Annotated in this window: 5 protein-coding genes; 4 read left to right on the plus strand and 1 reads right to left on the minus strand. The window is 75.7% G+C overall.

Features of this window, described 5'->3' with window-relative positions:
* Positions 1–53 precede the first annotated feature (53 nt).
* Complete coding sequence (locus ACFVUY_RS23480; RefSeq protein ID WP_387732806.1) at positions 54–1,277, plus strand: ROK family protein; 1,224 nt, start codon at positions 54–56, stop codon at positions 1,275–1,277.
* A gap of 208 nt (positions 1,278–1,485) precedes the next feature.
* A complete protein-coding gene (locus tag ACFVUY_RS23485) occupies positions 1,486–2,013 on the plus strand; it encodes a hypothetical protein (protein ID WP_387687667.1) in 528 nt (175 codons plus the stop codon).
* 130 nt (positions 2,014–2,143) lie between these two features.
* Here the strand turns inward: ACFVUY_RS23485 and ACFVUY_RS23490 are convergent, their stop codons facing one another.
* Positions 2,144–2,548, minus strand: coding sequence for a winged helix-turn-helix transcriptional regulator (locus ACFVUY_RS23490; protein WP_387732809.1), 405 nt, complete (start codon positions 2,546–2,548; stop codon positions 2,144–2,146).
* 109 nt (positions 2,549–2,657) lie between these two features.
* Between ACFVUY_RS23490 and ACFVUY_RS23495 the strand changes: the two genes are divergently transcribed.
* Both ACFVUY_RS23495 and ACFVUY_RS23500 read left to right on the plus strand, forming a co-directional pair.
* Positions 2,658–3,338 (plus strand): NADPH-dependent F420 reductase, encoded by a 681-nt coding sequence (locus tag ACFVUY_RS23495; protein ID WP_387732812.1) that lies wholly within the window; start codon positions 2,658–2,660, stop codon positions 3,336–3,338.
* A gap of 708 nt (positions 3,339–4,046) precedes the next feature.
* Positions 4,047–18,398 (plus strand): type I polyketide synthase, encoded by a 14,352-nt coding sequence (locus ACFVUY_RS23500; RefSeq protein WP_387732814.1) that lies wholly within the window; start codon positions 4,047–4,049, stop codon positions 18,396–18,398.
* Positions 18,399–18,414 lie beyond the last annotated feature (16 nt).

Below are 18,414 nucleotides of genomic sequence, written 5' to 3' on the forward strand. Positions count from 1 at the left end.
ACCCGGCCGTACCGACCCGGCCCGTGCCCGAGCACCCAGACCGGAGGAACCCGATGAGCCCCCACCAGCCGACCAGTCGCCCGGCGGCCGGGGCCCCCGGGGTGCCGTGGAACCGGCAGCGGCTGCGCAGCAACAACGAGTGGCTCCTGCTGGAGCTGCTGCGCACGGGCGGCGGCTCCTCGCGCGCCCAGCTGGCCCGGGACACCGGGCTGTCCAAGCCGACGGTCTCGGCCGCCCTGGCCGAGCTTGAGCGGGCGGGCCTGGTCCGGGAGGCCGGGCGACTGGCCCCCGAGCGGGGCCGTACCGCCGTGCTGTACGAGGTCGACCCGACGGCCGGGCACGTGCTCGGCGTGGACATCGGCCGGGCCCGGCTGCGGGTGGCGGTGGCCGACCTGGCCGGGACGGTGATCGCCCGCCGGGACGTCGCCAACCGGGGCCGCTCGGCGAACGCCGTCGCGCACGCCGTGGTCGCCGCCGCGCACGAGGCGATCGCCGAGGCGGGCCTGGCCGCCGGGGACATCGTGCACGCGGTGATCGGTACCCCGGGGGTGTGGGACGAGCAGCGGCGCGGGGTGCGCTACGCCAGCAGTCTGCCCGGCTGGGGCAGGCCGGGACTGTTCGACCGGATAGGGGAGGGCCTGGGAACGGCCGTCTCGGTGGCCAACGACGCCAACCTGGCGGCGCTCGGCGAGTACACCCTGGGTGCCGGCCGGGGCAGCCGGATGTTCGCGTACCTGCTGGTCGGCACCGGCCTCGGGCTGGGCGTGGTGAAGGACGGCGAGCTGCTGCTCGGCGCGCACGGCGCGCTGGGCGAGATCGGCCTGGTCCCGCTGCCCGGGCGGCCCGGCGAGCCGGGCGCGACCATCGAGCAGGATGCCGCCGCGGACGCCGTGGTGCGTGCCGCCCGGGACTTCGGGCTGGACGGGGAACCCGCGACGCGGCAGCTGACGGCGAAGCAGGTGTTCGAGCGGGCCCGGGCCGGGGAGCCCGCGGCGGTCCGGGCGGTGGAGCGGGAGGCCGAGCGGCTCGCCTACGCGGTGGCCGTGCTGTCGGCCGTCCTGGACCCGGACCTGGTGGTGCTGGGCGGCGGGATCGGCAGCAGCGCCGACCTGCTCCTGGAACCGCTGGAGCAGGCCCTGCACCGGCTCGCCCCGATGCGTCCGACGCTCGCGCCGAGCCTGCTGGGGGAGGAGGCCGTGCTCCTCGGCGCGGTCTCCACGGCTCTGGAGACCGCCCGCCCCGAGGTGTTCGAGCGCCGGACGGCGGGGCTGCGCTGACGGTCGATCGGCGGGGCCGGCCGGGCGGCCGCCGCGTTCGGCCGGGTTGTCCGGCCGCTGTCTTCGGCTGCTGTGTTTCGGCCGTTGCGCCCGGCCGGTGGCCGGAAGGTCTCGATCTGCCAACGAGTGGGGGTTCGGTGGACGGTGCGTGTGCGGTTCCTGCTTGAATCGCACGACTCATCCATACGGAACGGAGCGTTCTCCTCCCATGCCTTCACGGATAGCCGGTCGCCGTCGGGCCGGCCTGGCCGGATTCGCCGGACTCGTCCTCACCGTCGGTCTGGCACTGACCGGGTGCGACCCGTCGGCGGCCGACGGCGGTGCCACGGCCTCGGCCACGCCGACCGTCGCCACCACCACGACCGCGGTGACCACCCCGCCGGCGGCACCCGCCGCCCCGGCCCCTGCCCCGGTCAGCAGCCCGCCGGCCCAGCCGACGCCCGCGGCGCCGGTGGCCACGCCCCCGCCCGTCGCGCCTCCGGCCCAGCCGAGCGCCCCCGCGCAGCCACCCGTCACCAAGGCGCCGCAGCCGAAGGTGACCACCGCCCAGCCGCCGACCGACCCGGAGCCTCCGGCGGCGGCCGGCGCCGGGTGCGACATCCGCTCGGCCGCGGGCAACTGCTACGAGGCCGGGCAGTTCTGCCGCACCGCGGACCTGGGCAAGAGCACCCACGAGGCCGGCGGCCGGGTGATCTACTGCCGGATGGTCAGCGGGAAGCCGCACTGGCAGGCCTGAGGCCCCGCGGGCCCGGGGCGCTCCGGGCTCAGGCGCCGATGACGCCCAGGGTGTCCCGGAACAGGTGCTCGTAGGCCTGGAGCAGCAGCCCGTACTCGTGTGCGGGCCTGGGGTGGTTGGGGTGCGAGCGTCAGCTGGGGTCGGTGGTGAAGCGGTCCTGGGCGGTGAGGACGGCGTCCGCGTAGGTGGCGGACCAGGCGCCGAGGGCGCGGATCGGGGGGAGGAGGGCGGCGCCGGCTTCGGTGAGGGTGTAGTCGACGCGGGGCGGGCTCTCGGCGTAGCGGTGGCGGTCGACCAGGCCGTTGTACTCCAGCCGGCGCAGCGCCTCGTTCAGCACCTTCGGGCTGATGCCGCCGATCCGGTCGAGCATCGTACGCGGACGCATCGGGCCGTTCTCGCCGAGGATGTAGACCACCACGCTGTCCCAGCGGTTGGCCAGCACCTCGAAGGCGACCCGGGCGCGGCAGTCCGCGGCGAAGTCGTCGCCGCCCAGCTCGGGCAGGTGTGCGTCGGTCGCGTCCACGGGTTCCGCCATGGGGACATCCTGCCCGGTCGATGCCTACCGGATGGTGTGCAACGGACTGTCTAGCGTTCGGGGCGCGGCGGTTGCGCCGGACGACACGACATGGAACGGGGGACGCATCATGCGGATCGGGATTCTGGGTACGGGTGCGATGGCGGCGGCGCTGGGCGGGTCCTGGGTGCGGGCCGGGCACGAAGTGATGGTCGGCGGGCGGGACTCGGGGGCGGCGGCGAAGCTCGCGGGTGAGCTGGGGGCCGCAGGGAGCGGGGGATTGGCGGAGGCGGCGCGGTTCGGGGAGGCGGTGCTGGTCGCGGTGCCCGCCGAGCAGGCGGTGGCGGTGGTCGGGCCGCTGGCCGGGGAGTTGGCGGGGCGGGTGCTGCTCGACTGCACCGTCCCGATGGCGCCGGGCGCGGCCGGCGAGGGTGGGCCGGTGCTGACGACGGCGGGGGCCGGTGACTCGGTCCCGGCCCGGCTCGCGGTGGTTGCGCCGGAGGCGCGGGTGGCGAAGGTGTTCGGCTTCTGCCACGAGAGCATCTGGACGCTCCCGCGCCCCGCCTTCGAGGGCGGTGTGCCGCTGGCCGTCCCGTACTGCGCGGACGACGCGACGGCGGCCGAACTGGTCGCCGGGCTGGTCGGGTCCATGGGCTGCACGGCCGTGCCTTGCGGCGGCCTGGCGCGCGCCGGCCTGCTGGAGGCGGCGGCGGTCTTCGCGATCGGCGTGTGGTGGGACGGCAGCGAGGCCCGCCACGTCTTCCCGTCCCCGGCCCTGGCCCCTGGCGCGGTGGACGACACGGAGCAGTAGCGATGGGGGAGCGGATGGTGCCCTTCCCGATCAACGGCCGGGAAGGGGCACCCATGTCACCGGCTTGAGGGTTGCGGCAGTCGGATGCCTCGACCCTTCCGGTCAGCTCACCTGGGCCTCGGCGGACCAGCACTGGTTCGCGTTGTGTTGCACTGCCAAAGTCCGATCGGCGTGCGAGTTCGTCGTTCGTGGGGCGCCCAAGTGAGGTGACGGACCGTCAGATCATCGCGCTGAGCCACCCATCCCGCTTTTCGGCCAGACTCCCTGGCGGCCCTTCGCGTGCCGTCTGCGTGGCGTGGACTGGTACCGGATGCCCCGGGAGAGCTTTCGGGCCGCATCGATGACCACGTGGGGCGTTGCCTCGGCACTGTTCATCGCGGCACTGGACGGGATCCGGCGGGAGCTGGGGGTGGCGCGAACTCCGGGCCCGCAGCGGTCCGCCGGAACGGACGGTTGACCCGGCCCACGGGGTGCGCGCGGCTCTCCCGCTGCGCCGCGAACCGCCCGTTCCCCGTACCCGCACCGTGTCGCGGCCTGCGCTATCGGGACGCTATGCGACTTGGGCAAGATCGACGTCGCACGTCCGGTGGCGGTACACGCCGGGCATGACGAAGGCGTCCCGGTCGGCGCGCGACCCGTGGGAGCGGGCGCCCCGCCACGGTCCGGCGACTGATGGTCCTGATCGCCGTGAAGGAGTCCGAAGTCACGATGACGCACCCCGACGGTACGGAAGCACCGCTGCTGTGGACACTGGCCGGCAGCGGCAAGGAGTCGCTGGCGGCCGGCGCTCGCGGCCTGCACGCGTACCTGGCCGGTCGTGACGACTGGAGCCCCCAGGACATCGCGTTCACCCTCGCGCGCACCGCTTCCGAGGGGAGCCGGCGGGCGGCACTGGTGGCGGACGGCCGTGACGGATTCCTGCAGCGGCTGGACGCGCTCGCCGACGGCAGGAGCATGCCCGGCCTGCTGGAGGGCGCGGCAGGGGCAGGCGGGCGGGTCGCCTTCGTGTTTCCCGGGCAGGGCGCGCAGTGGCCCCGGATGGCGGTGGACCTGTTGGACACCTCCACGGTGTTCCGCGACCGGATGGACGCGTGCGCGCAGGCCCTGGAACCGTTCGTCGACTGGTCGCCGATCGACGTGCTCCGCGACCCGGACGCGTCGGGCGCACCCGCGGGGGACCGGGCCGACGTGGTGCAGCCCCTGCTGTTCGCCGTGACGGTGTCGCTCGCCGCGCTGTGGCGCTCCCACGGTGTGGAACCGGCCGCGGTGCTCGGGCACAGCGTCGGCGAGGTCACCGCCGCCGCGGTCTGCGGCGCGCTGTCCCTGGACGACTCCGCGCGGGTGGTGGCCCTGTGGAGTCAGGCCCAGGCGACCCTGGCCGGGCAGGGCGACATGGTCTCCGTCATGGCCCCGGCCGGCGAGGTCGAGCCGCGGTTGCGCCGCTGGGACGGCCGCCTCGTCGTCGCCGCGCACAACGGCCCGCGGTCCGTGATCGTCTCCGGCGACCGCGACGCCGCGGCCGAACTCCTCGCCGACCTGGCCTCGGACGCGGTGCACGCACGGCGGATCGCGGTGGGCCTGGCCGCCCATTCCCCCCACATCGACGCGATCGTCCCCCGGATGCGCGCCGACCTCGCACCGATCCGCCCCCGCACACCGCATCTGCCCTACTACTCCGGACTGACCGGGGGACGACTGGACGTCCCGGTCCTGGACGCCGACTACTGGTGCCGCAACCTGCGCAACACGGTCAGGTTCCATCAGGCGGCCGGGGCCCTGCTGCGGGACGGGTACGGGGTCCTGCTGGAGGTGAGCCCGCACACCGTGCTGACCTCTGCCCTCGCGGACTGTGCGGAGGAACACGGCGCGCAGGCCGCCGTCCTCGGGACGCTGCGCCGTGACCAGGGCGGTCCGGGCCGGTTCCTGACCTCGCTCGGTGACCTGTACGTGCACGGGGTCACCCCGGATCGCGAAGCGCTGTTCTCCGGGCAGCACGCCCGGGTGCGGGAACTGCCGGCGGCTGCCCTGGCGGCGCTCGCGGAGCCCGGCCCGGCGGAGGTGAACGGGCCGGACGGCGCGGGCGGCGCGGGTGGTGACCGGGATGCCGGCGCCGCGTTCCGCGCGGAGCTGGCCGGATCGGACGTACCGGAGCGGCGTGCCGCGCTGGCACGGCTGGTGGGCGAGGAGATCGCCGCGCTGACCGGCCGGTCCGGTCCGGTCCCCGCCGACCTGGCGTTCCTCGACCTGGGATTCGACTCCGTCACCGCCGTGGAGCTGCGCAACCGGCTGAGTGCGGCGACGGCGCTGCGCATCCCGGCGACGGTTGTCTTCGACTGCCCGACCCCGGCGGCCCTGACCGAGTATCTCTGCGCCGCGATCGGCGGCGGCCGAGCCGACAGGAGCACGGACGCGGACGAGCCGGTGCGGCGGGCCGAGGACGACGACCCCGTGGTGATCGTTGGCATGGGCTGCCGCTACCCCGGCGGGGTCGGCAGCCCCGACGAGCTCTGGGAGCTGGTGTCGGAAGGTGCCGACGCCGTCTCCGCGCTGCCCGACGACCGCGGTTGGGACACCGCCGGTCGGTACGACCCCGTACCGGGGACGCCGGGCCGGTACTACCAGCGAGAGGCGGGTTCGCTCGCCGGCGCGGCGGACTTCGACGCGGAGTTCTTCGGCATCTCGCCGCGCGAGGCCCTGGCCATGGACCCGCAGCAGCGGCTGCTGCTGGAGACGACCTGGGAAGCGCTGGAGCGGGCCGGGATCGACCCGGCCACCCTGCGGCGGACCCCGACGGGCGTCTATGTCGGGGCGATGACCATGGACTACGGGCCCACTCTCGAACAGGGCGCCGACGAGGGCGGCCACCTGCTGACCGGCAACACCGGAAGCGTCGCGTCGGGCCGACTGGCCTACACCCTCGGTCTGGAGGGAGCGGCGGTCACCGTCGACACGGCGTGCTCGTCCTCGCTGGTGGCCCTGCACCTCGCGGTACGGGCGCTGCGGTCCGGCGAGTGCTCGCTGGCGCTGGCGGGCGGCGCGACCGTGATGTCCACGGTCGGCATGTTCGTGGAGTTCAGCCGTCAGGGCGGTCTGGCCCCGGACGGCCGCTGCAAGGCCTTCTCGGCAGCCGCCGACGGCTTCGGCCTGGCCGAGGGCGTGGGGATGCTGCTGCTGGAGCGCTTGTCGGACGCGCGGCGCAACGGGCATCCGGTGCTGGCGGTGGTGCGGGGTTCGGCCACGAACCAGGACGGTGCGAGCAATGGTCTGACCGCGCCGAACGGTCCGTCGCAGCAGCGGGTGATCCGGGCGGCGCTGGCGGACGCGGGGCTGGTGGCGTCGGACGTGGACGTGGTGGAGGCGCACGGTACGGGGACGCGGCTGGGCGACCCGATCGAGGCGCAGGCACTGCTGGCGACGTACGGGCAGGACCGTCCGGCGGACCGTCCGGTGTGGATCGGCTCGCTGAAGTCGAACATCGGCCATGCCCAGGCCGCGGCGGGGGTGGGCGGGGTCATCAAGTCGGTGCTCGCCCTGCGGCACGGCGTGATGCCCAGGACGCTGCACGTGGACGGGCCGACGCCCGAGGTGGACTGGTCGGCGGGCGCCGGGCGACTGCTGACGGAGGCCCGTGCGTGGGACGACACGGGCCGCCCGCGCCGGGCGGGTGTGTCCTCCTTCGGTATCAGCGGGACCAACGCTCACGTGATCTTGGAGTCTGCGCCGGCCGAGGCACCGGCCGGGGCGGTGGAGGATGCCCGGCGTCCTGGGCCGGTGGTGTGGCCGGTGTCGGCGCGCAGTGCGGAGGCCCTGCGGGCGCAGGCGGGGGCGTTGGCGGCGCGGGTGGTGGCGGAGCCCGGGCTCGACACGGCGGACGTGGGTTATTCGCTGGCGGTGGGGCGTGCGTCCTTCGAGCACCGTGCCGTGGTGGTGGGCGGGGACCGGAGCGAGTTGCTCGACGGCGTGAAGGCGCTGGCGGAGGGGCGTTTGGCACCGGGGTCGGTGTCCGGCGGCGGGTTGGTTTCCGGTCGTTCGGTGTTGGTGTTCCCGGGGCAGGGTTCGCAGTGGGTGGGGATGGCCGCGGAGCTGTTGGCGGAATCGGCTGTGTTCGCGGGGCGGATGGCGGAGTGCGGGCGGGCTCTGGCGCCTTACGTGGATTGGTCGTTGGGGGAGGCGCTGGGTTCGGAGGCGCTGCTGGCGCGGGTGGACGTGGTGCAGCCGGTGCTGTGGGCGGTGATGGTGTCGCTGGCGGAGGTGTGGCGGTCGTTCGGGGTCGTTCCGGACGCGGTGGTGGGCCACTCGCAGGGCGAGATCGCGGCGGCGGTGGTGGCGGGTGGTCTGAGTCTGGAGGACGGGGCGCGGGTCGTCGCGCTGCGTTCCCGTGCGGTGGGTGCGCTGGCGGGGCGTGGCGGGATGGCGTCGGTGCCTTTGCCGGTGGAGACGGTGCGGGAGCGGATCGCGGGCCGGTTGTCGGTGGCGGCGGTGAACGGTCCGTCGTCGACGGTGGTGTCGGGTGACGCGGACGCGGTGGCGGCACTGGTCGAGGACTTGGTCGGGGAGGGGGTGCGGGCGCGGTTGATCGAGGTCGACTATGCGTCGCACTCCGCGCACGTGGAGGAGGTCCGCGAGCAGCTGCTCTCCGATCTCAACGGGATCACCCCGGTCTCGGGTTCTGTGCCGTTCTTCTCGACGGTGACGGGCGGCTGGTTGGACACGGAGGTCCTGGACGCCGAGTACTGGTACCGCAACCTGCGGGGGACGGTGGAGTTCGGGCGGGCCACGGCGGCGTTGCTGGCGGAGGGCTTCCGGTTCTTCGTCGAGTCCAGTCCGCATGCGGTGCTGGGTGTGGCGGTGGGGGAGTCGGTGGAGGCCGCGGGTGTGGACGCGGTGGTGCTGGGGACCTTGCGTCGCGGGGAGGGCGGTCCGGCGCAGGTGTTGCGTGCGGTGGGTCGTGCGTGGGAGTGCGGGCTGGGGGTGGACTTCTCGGGTGCGTTCCCGGGGGCGCGGCGGGTGGACCTGCCGACGTACGCCTTCCAGCGGCGGCGTTACTGGCTCACGGCCCCCGCCGCCGTCCCGGCCGCCCCCGCCGAGGACCGCTGGGACGACCCGGAACTGCAGGACCCCGCCCAGCTCGCCGAAACCCTCGGGGTCGGCCGGGAAGCCCTGGACGAAGTCCTGCCCGCGCTGGCCACCTGGCGCTCCGTCAGAAGCCTTGAACGGAGGGCGGACTCCTGGCGCTACCACGTTGCCTGGGCGCCCCTGTCGGTCGCGCCGGCGGACGGCCTTCCCGGTCGCTGGCTCGCCCTGCGTCCCGAGGGCGACGACGCGGCGGCCGTCCTGGACACCCTCGGCGAGGCCGGAGCCGACCTCCTCCCGTGCGTCGTCGACGATCCGGGCGCGACCCGCGAACAACTGGCCGCCCTGCTCACGAAGACCGTCGGGGAGCAGCCGATCGCCGGCGTGCTGTCCCTGCTGTCCTGGGAGGAGCGCCCCCATCCCGACCACCCCGACCTGCCCGGTGGCCCGGCGCTGACCCTCGCGCTGGCCCAGGCGCTGGAGGACGCGGGCATCCAGGCCCGGCTCTGGACGCTGACGAAGGGAACGGCGGTCCTGGGCGGCGCGGAGCGGCCCGGACACGTCGGTCAGGCCGCGTCCGCCGCCCTGGGCCGGACGCTGGCACTGGAGCACCCGCATCGCCGCGGCGGTCTGATCGACCTGCCCGAGGTGCTGGACGTACGGGCCGCCCGCCGCTTGTGCGCGGTGCTCGCGGGAGCCGCGGCCGACGAGGAACAGGTGGCGGTGCGCTCCACCGGGGTCCACGGACGCCGTCTCCGGCCCGCGTCGTCCGTGTCGCCGAAAGCCGGTCAGGGTGGTGCGGCCGTGCGGAAGCGACCGCGATGGCGGGGCACGGTCCTCGTCACCGGTGGCACCGGTGGCGTCGGCTCGCACACGGCGCGCTGGCTCGCGGGCCAGGGCGCGGAGCGGCTGCTGCTGGTCAGCCGCCGCGGCGCCGACGCACCCGGTACGGACGCGCTGCGGACGGAACTGACGGCGCTGGGCGCCGAAGTGACCTTCGAAGCCTGCGACGTCGCAGACCCGGCCGCACTGGCGGCGCTGATCGCCGACATCCCGGCGCGATGCCCGCTGTCCGCCGTCATCCACGCGGCAGGCGTCCTCGACGACGGTGTGCTCGACGCGCTGGACCCCGCGCGGCTCGCCGTGGTGCTGCGCGCCAAGCTGACCGCCGCCCGGAACCTGCACGAGGCCACCGCGGGTCTCGACCTGTCGGCCTTCGTGGTGTTCTCGTCCGTGATGGGCGTCGTGGGCAACGCCGGGCAGGGCAACTACGCGGCCGCCAACGCGGCCGTCGACGCACTCGTCGCCGCCCGCCGGGCCGCCGGGCTGCCCGGCACGTCCGTGGCCTGGGGCGCCTGGGCCGGGCCGGGCATGCTGGCGGACGAGGTCGCCGCACGGCTGCGGGACTTCGGTATGCCGGTGATGGAGCCCGAAACGGCCGTCACCGCGATCGGCCGGGCACTCGCGGAGGACGACGAGCTGGTCGTGGTCGCCGATGTCGACTGGAGGCGCTTCACCACGGGCAGGGGCCTGTGGTCCGCCGCCCTCCTCGACGGGATACCGGACCCGGCTGCCGAGAGGCCCGTCCCGGATGCCACCGCACCGTCGGCGGCCCGGGAAGGCGGCGACTCCGCCGACGTCCTGCGGCAGCAGATCGCCGTACTGCCGCGGCACGAGGACCGGGTCAGGACCCTCACCGAACTGGTACGCACCCACGCGGCGACGGTCCTGCGCCACCCCGACGTCGACACGGTCCAGCCCGGAAAGGCGTTCTCCGCGCTCGGCTTCGACTCGCTGACGGCGGTGGAGCTGCGCAACCGGCTCGCCGCCGTCACCGGACTGGCCCTGCCCGCCACCGTCCTGTTCGACCATCCCACGCCGTCGGCACTGGCCGACCGGCTGCTCGCGGACCTGGACCTGCCGGATGCCGCGAGCGGCACCGCCGGGCCCGCCGGCTCCGTCGATGCCGGGGCGAGCCGGGCGGCGGCACCCGGCGGCAACGAGCCGATCGCGATCGTCGGCATGGGCTGCCGCTTCCCCGGCGGGGTCGCAGGGCCCGAGGACTTCTGGCACCTGCTCTCGAAGGGCACCGACGCCGTCGGCGACTGGCCGTCGAACCGGGGCTGGGACACCGAGGGGCTGTACGACCCCGACCCCGACCACGCCGGCACCACGTACAGCATGCAGGGCGGCTTCCTGCACGACGCCCCCGAGTTCGACGCGGAGTTCTTCGGCATCTCGCCGCGCGAGGCCCTGGCCATGGACCCGCAGCAGCGGCTGCTCCTGGAGACCGCCTGGGAGGCGGTCGAGGGCTCCGGGCAGGACCCGACCGCGCTGAAGGACCGGCAGGTCGGCGTCTACATCGGTACCAACGGCCAGGACTACTCCGCGCTGCTGCAGGGCGCCGAGGGCGTGTCCGAGGGTCATCTGCTGACCGGGAACACGGCCAGCGTGCTGTCCGGGCGGCTGTCCTACGTCCTCGGCCTCCAGGGACCCTCGCTCACCGTCGACACCGCGTGCTCCTCGTCGCTGGTGGCACTCCACCTGGCCGTGCAGGCACTGCGGCGCGGCGACTGCGAGCAGGCCCTCGCGGGCGGGGTGACGGTGATGAGCACCCCGCGGCTCTTCGTGGAGTTCAGCCGGCAGCGCGGGCTCGCCGCCGACGGACGGTGCAAGGCGTTCTCGGCGGACGCGGACGGCACGGGCTGGGGCGAGGGTGCCGGAGTGCTGCTGCTGGAGCGCCACAGCGACGCCCTGCGCCACGGCCACCCCGTACTCGCGCTGATCAGCGGCACCGCCGTGAACCAGGACGGCGCCAGCAACGGGCTCACCGCCCCCAATGGCCCGTCCCAGCAGCAGGTCATCCGCGCCGCGCTGGCCGACGCCGCGCTGCGCGCCGACCAGATCGACGCGATCGAGGCCCACGGCACCGGCACGAGGCTCGGCGACCCCATCGAAGCGCAGGCGCTCCAGGCCGTCCACGGGCCGGCGCGCCCGGCGGACCGGCCGCTGTGGCTCGGCTCCGTGAAGTCGAACATCGGGCACACCCAGGCGGCGGCCGGGGTGGCCGGGGTGATGAAGATGGTGCTGGCCATCCGCCACGGCGAACTGCCGGGAACCCTGCACGCCGGGACGCCGAACCCGCACGTCGACTGGTCCGACGGTGCCGTCCGCCTGCTCACCGCGCACACCCCGTGGCCGGAGACCGGGAACCCGCGCCGGGCGGGCGTGTCGTCGTTCGGCATCAGCGGCACCAACGTGCACGCGATCATCGAGCAGGCACCGGCCGTCGCGCCCGCCCCGGAGCGGACCGACACCTCGGCCGTGCCCGCCCCGGACACCGCCACGACGGCCACCGCTACGACGGCCACCGCGCACCGGGACGCCTCGCCCGTGCCGCTGCTGCTCTCGGCCGGCACACCGGAGGCCCTGCGGGCACAGGCCGGCCGGCTGGTGAGCCGGCTCGATGCCGACCCGGGCGCCGAACTGGCGGACGTCGCCTACTCGCTCGCCACAGGACGGGCCCCGCTCGAACACCGGGCCGCCGTCCTGGGACGGGACCGGGCATCCGTCCGACGCTCGCTCACCGCACTCGCGCGCGGCACGGCAGCGGGCCACCTGCTCACCGGAGGCGCCGTACGCTCCGGCCGGACCGCTTTCCTCTTCCCGGGACAGGGCAGCCAGCGGGCCGGAGCCGGCGCGGAGCTCTACCGCGACGACCCGGTGTTCGCCGACGCCCTCGACGAGGTGCTGACCGGCCTGGACCCGCACCTCGACCTGCCCCTGCGCGACATCCTGTTCGCCGAGCCCGGAACCCCCGGTGCGGCGCTGCTCGACCGCACCCGGTACACCCAGCCCGCGCTGTTCGCCCTGGAGACGGCGCTGTTCCGGCTCGTGCGGCACTGGGGTGTGCGGCCCGACCTGCTGATGGGGCACTCCATCGGCGAACTCGCCGCCGCCCACGCGGCGGGCGTGCTGGACCTGCCCGATGCCTGCGCGCTGGTAACGGCCCGGGGCCGGCTGATGGACGAACTACCCGAGGGCGGGGCGATGGTGGCGGTGGAGGCCACCGAGGAGGAAGTGCGCCAGGCCCTGCTGGACGACCGCACCGGGCACCCCCTCCCGGAGACGGAAGCGGACCGCGACCCGGGCCGGGACGCGGTGGACATCGCCGCCGTCAACGGGCCCACCTCCGTGGTCCTGTCCGGTGACGCGGACGCGGTGCTGCGCCTGGCCGGGGCGTTCCGCTCCCGCGGACGGCGCACCCGCCGGCTGAGCGTGAGCCACGCGTTCCACTCCGCCCGGATGGACGGGATGCTCGACGCGTTCCGGGACGTGGCCGAGTCGCTGACCTACCACGCGCCCGGCATCGAGATCGTCTCCAACCTGACCGGGCGCACGGCCACGGCCGCGGAACTCCGTTCCCCCGAACACTGGGTGCGCCACGTCCGGGGCACCGTGCGCTTCCTGGAAGGGGCCCGCCGGCTGCGGGCCGAGGGCGCGACGACGTACCTCGAACTCGGACCGGGCGGCGTGCTGTCCGGCATGCTCCACGCCTGCCTCCCCGACGCCACCCCCACCCCCGGCGGCCCCGGCGGCCCCGGGACGGTGCCGCTGCTGCGCGACGGCCGCGGCGAGCCGGACGCGGTCCGCACCGCACTCGCCTCGCTGCACCTGCGCGGCGTGGCGGTGGACTGGTCGGCGGGCTGGAGCGGCACCGACGTGCGGCGGGTCGACCTGCCCACCTACGCCTTCCAGCGCAGGCGCTTCTGGCCGGTGGCCGCGCCGGACCCGGCCCCCGCCGCCCGGCGCTCCCGGGAGACCGAGGTCCCCGCCGGCCCCCGCCGCTACCGCATCGCGTGGGAGCCGCTCACCGCGCCCGCGGAGCCCCGCCTCTCCGGCCGCTGGCTGCTCGTCACCCCGGACGGGCCCGGTGCCGAGGACACCGCACTCGCCTGCGAACAGGCGCTCGCCGGACACGGCGCCGACGTGGCCGTGATCCGGGTCGGTGCCGCCGCCGAACGCGCCGAACTGGCCTCGCTGCTCCCGGAGTTCGGCTCCTTGGAGGGCGTCCTGTCGCTGCTGGCCCTGGCCCGGGGCCCCCGCCCGGGCCTGCCGATGCTCGACGCCTGCCTGAGCGGGACCCTGCTGCTGCTCCAGGCCCTGGGCGACAGCGGCATCGACGCACCCCTGTGGTGCGCCACCCGCGGCGCGGTGGCAGCCGACGGCACGGAGGAGGTCCGCCCCGAGCAGGCCCAGGTGTGGGGCCTGGGCCGGGTGGCGGCACTGGAGCACCCGCTGCGCTGGGGCGGCCTGGTCGACCTGCCGGACCTGCTGGACGGGCCCGCGCTGGACGGGCTGTGCGCGGTGCTGGCCGGACCGGACGGCGAGGACCAGGTGGCCGTACGCGCGCCGGCACCGCTGGGCCGCCGGCTCGTCCCCGCGCCGGAGCCCGCGACACCCGCGCCCGCACCGTGGACGCCGCGCGGCACGGTCCTCGTCACCGGCGGCACCGGAGGCCTCGGCGCCCAGGTGGCGCGCTGGCTCGCGGAGCGCGGCGCGGAACACCTCGTCCTCCTCGGCCGGCGGGGCCCCGAGGCCCCCGGAGCCGACGCGCTGGTCGACGCCCTGGCGGCGCTCGGCGCCCGGAGCACCCTGCTGGCCTGCGACGTCGCCGACCGCACCGCGCTGGAGCGGGTCCTGGAGCGGCTGCGCGACGAGGGCGACACCGTACGGGCCGTGGTGCACACCGCCGGACTCACCTCGGACACCGCGCTGATGGACTGCACGCCGGAGGAACTGGCCCGGCGGACGGCGGCCAAGACGCGTGGCGCGGCCCACCTCGACGCCCTGTTCGAAGACCGCCCGCTGGACGCCTTCGTGCTGTTCTCCTCGATCTCGGGCATCTGGGGCAGCGGCGGCCAGGGCGCCTACGCGGCAGCCAACGCCTACCTGGACGGCCTCGCCGCGGCGAGGCGCGGCCGGGGCCTGACGGCGACCTCGGTGGCCTGGGGCCCCTGGGCCGGCGCGGGCATGGCCGAGGGCGCGGTCGGCGACGGCCTGCGCCGCCACGGGCTGGTGCCGATGGCCCCGGCAGCGGCGCTCTCCGCGCTCGGCCTGGCGCTGACCCTGGACGAGGGCGAACCGGTCGTCGCCGAGCTGGACTGGAGCCGCTTCGCGCCGATCTTCGGCTCGGTCAGGGACAGTGCGCTGCTGCGCGGCCTGTCGGCCGCCCCGGAGCCCCGGGCGGCGGACGGCGACCCCGCGGACGCGGACACCTCCGCCGGGTCCGGACCCGGCACGGGCGGCGACCCGTCGTGGTTGCACCGGCTGCACCGACTGTCCGAGCCCGAGGGCCGCAAACTGCTGACGGAACTGGTGCGGAGCGAAGCGGCCGCCGTGCTGGGCCACGAGTCGGCCGCCGGCCTCACGACCGACCGCCCGTTCCGCGAGCTGGGCTTCGACTCGCTCACCGCCGTCGAACTCCGCAACCGGCTGGTCGCGGCCACCGCTCTGCCGCTCGCGTTCACCACCGTCTTCGACCACCCGACGGCAGCCGCCCTCGCCGCCCACCTCTTCGCCGGGCTGGGCGGCACCGAACCGGACGCCGACGGCACGACCGGCACGGCCGCGACGGACTCCGCGGCCGCCGCCGGCGGCGCGGCCGGGCCCGCGACGGCCGACGAACCCCTGGCGATCGTCTCGATGGCCTGCCGGTTCCCGGGCGGCGTCCGCTCGCCCGAGGACCTGTGGCAGCTGGTGGCCGACGGAGTGGACGCGGTCGCCGCGCTGCCCGCCGACCGCGGCTGGCCGCTGGACACCCTCTACGACCCGGACCCCCTGCACCCGGGCACCTTCTACACCACCGGCGGCGGCTTCCTGGACGGCGCGGCCGAGTTCGACGCGGAGTTCTTCGGCATCTCCCCGCGCGAAGCACTGGCCATGGACCCGCAGCAGCGACTGCTGCTCGAAACCAGCTGGGAGGCACTGGAGCGGGCCGGACTCGACCCCGCGTCGGTCCGCGGCAGCGAGGGCGGCGTCTACGTCGGCGTCGCCGCCCAGGGCTACGGCACCGGCCCGCAGAATCCGTCAGACGAGATCGAGGGGCACCTCCTCAGCGGCACGGTCACCAGCGTCGCCTCCGGCCGCGTCGCCTACACCCTCGGACTCGGCGGCCCCGCCGTGACCGTGGAGACGGCCTGCTCGTCCTCGCTGGTGGCACTGCACCTGGCCGGCCAGGCACTGCGCGCCGGCGACTGCTCGTTCGCCCTGGTCGGCGGCGCCGCGGTGATGGCGAGCCCGGACGTCTTCGTCGAGTTCAGCCGTCAGCAGGGCCTGTCGCCCGACGGCCGCTGCCGCTCCTTCGCCGAAGGGGCGAACGGCACGGGCTGGGGCGAAGGGGTGGGCGTCCTGCTCGTGGAACGCCTCTCCGACGCGCGCCGCCTCGGACATCCGGTCCTCGCCCTCGTACGGGGCACCGCGGTGAACCAGGACGGTGCCAGCAACGGCCTCACCGCTCCGAGCGGCCCCGCGCAGCAGCGGGTGATCAGGACCGCGCTGGCCGCGGCAGGACTGTCCGGCGCCGATGTCGACCTGGTCGAGGGGCACGGCACCGGCACCGTGCTCGGCGACCCCATCGAGGCGCAGGCCCTGCTGGCCACCTACGGCCAGGACCGGCCCGCCGACCGCCCGCTGTGGCTGGGATCGCTGAAGTCCAACATCGGGCACACCCAGGCCGCCGCCGGGGTCGCCGGCGTCATCAAGACGGTGCTCGCACTGCGCAACGGCGTACTCCCCGGCACCCTGCACGCACAGGAGGCGTCCAGCCGGGTGGACTGGTCGGCCGGCGCGGTCCGGCTGCTCGCGGACGCCCGCCCCTGGGACGCCCCGGACGGGGACCGGCCGCGCCGGGCCGGTGTCTCCGCGTTCGGCATGAGCGGCACCAACGCCCACGCCGTCCTGGAGGAAGCACCCGCCGCCGACGCCGGCCCGCTGCCCGAAGGTACGGACGGCGAACCCTCCGAGGACACCGGGACCACCGTTCCGTGGCTGCTCTCCGCCATGACGCCCGCGGCCCTGCGCCGACAGGCGCGCCGACTGGGCGAGCACCTGCGGGCCGGCCCCGACGGGGGCGCCGCCGCCCCGGCCCGTGCGCTCGCCACCACCCGGCCCGCCCTGCCCTTCCGGGCAGCAGCCGTCGGCCGCGACCGCGACGCGCTCCTCGGCCGGCTGGACGCCCTCGCGGCGGGCGAACCCGCGCCCGACGCCGTGCAGGACCGGGCGCGCGGCGGCCGTACGGCCTTCGTCTTCCCCGGCCAGGGCTCGCAGTGGGCCGGCATGGCCGTGGCGGCGCTCGACGCCTCCGCGCCGTTCGCCGCCGCCATCGCCGCCTGCGAACGGGCGCTCGCCCCGCACACCGACTGGTCCCTGACCGAGGTGCTGCGCGGCGCGCCCGGCGCGCCGACGCTCGACCGCGTGGACGTCGTCCAGCCGGTGCTGTTCGCCGTGATGGTCGCGCTGGCCGCGCACTGGCGCGACACCGGGGTCACCCCGGACGCGGTCGTCGGACACAGCCAGGGCGAGATCGCCGCCGCCCACGTCGCCGGGGCGCTGTCGCTCGACGACGCGGCCCTCGTGGTGGCGCGGCGCAGCCGGGCGCTGCTGAGGCTGGCGGGACGCGGCGGCATGGTGTCGGTCGCCGCCTCCGCCGAGCGGACCACGAGCCTGATGCCCGCCGGCGGACGCCTCTGCGTGGCGGCGGTGAACGGCCCCGACGCCGTGGTCGTCGCCGGGGAGCCCGAGGAGCTGGCCGCCCTGCTCGCGGCCTGCGACCGGGAAGGTGTACGGGCCAAGGCGATCCCGGTGGACTACGCGGCCCATTCGACCCAGGTCGCCGAGATCGAGGACGAACTGCGCGAAGCCCTCACCGGGATACGCCCCCGCGCCTCGGCCGTCCCGCTCTACTCGACGGTGACCGGCGAACCCGTCGCCGGAGAATCGCTCGACGCCGCCTACTGGTATCGCAACCTGCGCGAGCAGGTCGACTTCGTCGGAGCGACCCGCGCCCTGCTCGACGCGGGCCACACCCTGCTCGTCGAGATCAGCCCGCATCCGGTGCTGCTCGCCGGGATCGAGGCGGTGGCCGCGGAGGCCGGGCGGGAGGTGTCGGCGGTCGGCACGCTGCGGCGCGGCGACGGCGGCCGGGACCGGCTGCTGGCCTCACTGACCGAGGCGTGGGCGGCCGGCGGCGGTCCGGTGGACTGGTCGCCCTGGACGGGGGCCCCCGGGCCGGGCGGCCCGGCACCCGTCCTGCTGCCGACGTACCCCTTCCAGCGCGACCGGTACTGGCTGCCCACACCGGGCCGGACGGCCGCCGCGGCCACCACCGCGGCGCCGGCCGAGGAGACTCCGCAGACCGCAGGCGACGAGGACGGTACCCCCGCCGCACGACTGGCCGCCCGGCTGGCCCCACTGGACCGGCCGGCACGCCGTCAAGTGGTGCTCGACCTGGTCATCCGGCACGCGGCCGCGGTCCTCGGCCATTCCGGAACCGGTCCGGTGCGCCCGGAACGCGCCTTCTCCGAGATCGGCTTCGACTCGATGCTCGCGATGCGGTTCAGGAACGCGCTGTGCGAGGCCACCGGGCTGGCCGTCCCGCCGACGGTCGTCTTCGACCACCCGACGCCCGAAGTGCTCGCCGCCCACCTGGACGCGGAGCTGTCCGCCGCGCCCGAACCGCCCTCGCCGCTGCTGGCCGAGCTGGACCGGCTGGCCGCGCTCCTCGCGGCCGTCCCGCCCGGAGCGGCCGACACCGACGGGGTCGGCGAACGACTGAACGAACTGCTGCGCGGCTGGGGCCGGCGCGCCGGCGCACCGGGCGGCGAGGCACCACCGCCAGGACCGGTGGGCGACATCGCCACGGCGATGGAAACGGCGACAGCGGACGAGCTGTTCGCCCTGATCGACAACGACTTCGGCAACGCCTGAGAGAGAGCTGGCACTG

It is taken from the genome of Kitasatospora sp. NPDC058063 (genome assembly GCF_042885395.1).
Lineage (GTDB): Bacteria > Actinomycetota > Actinomycetes > Streptomycetales > Streptomycetaceae > Kitasatospora > Kitasatospora lactacystinica.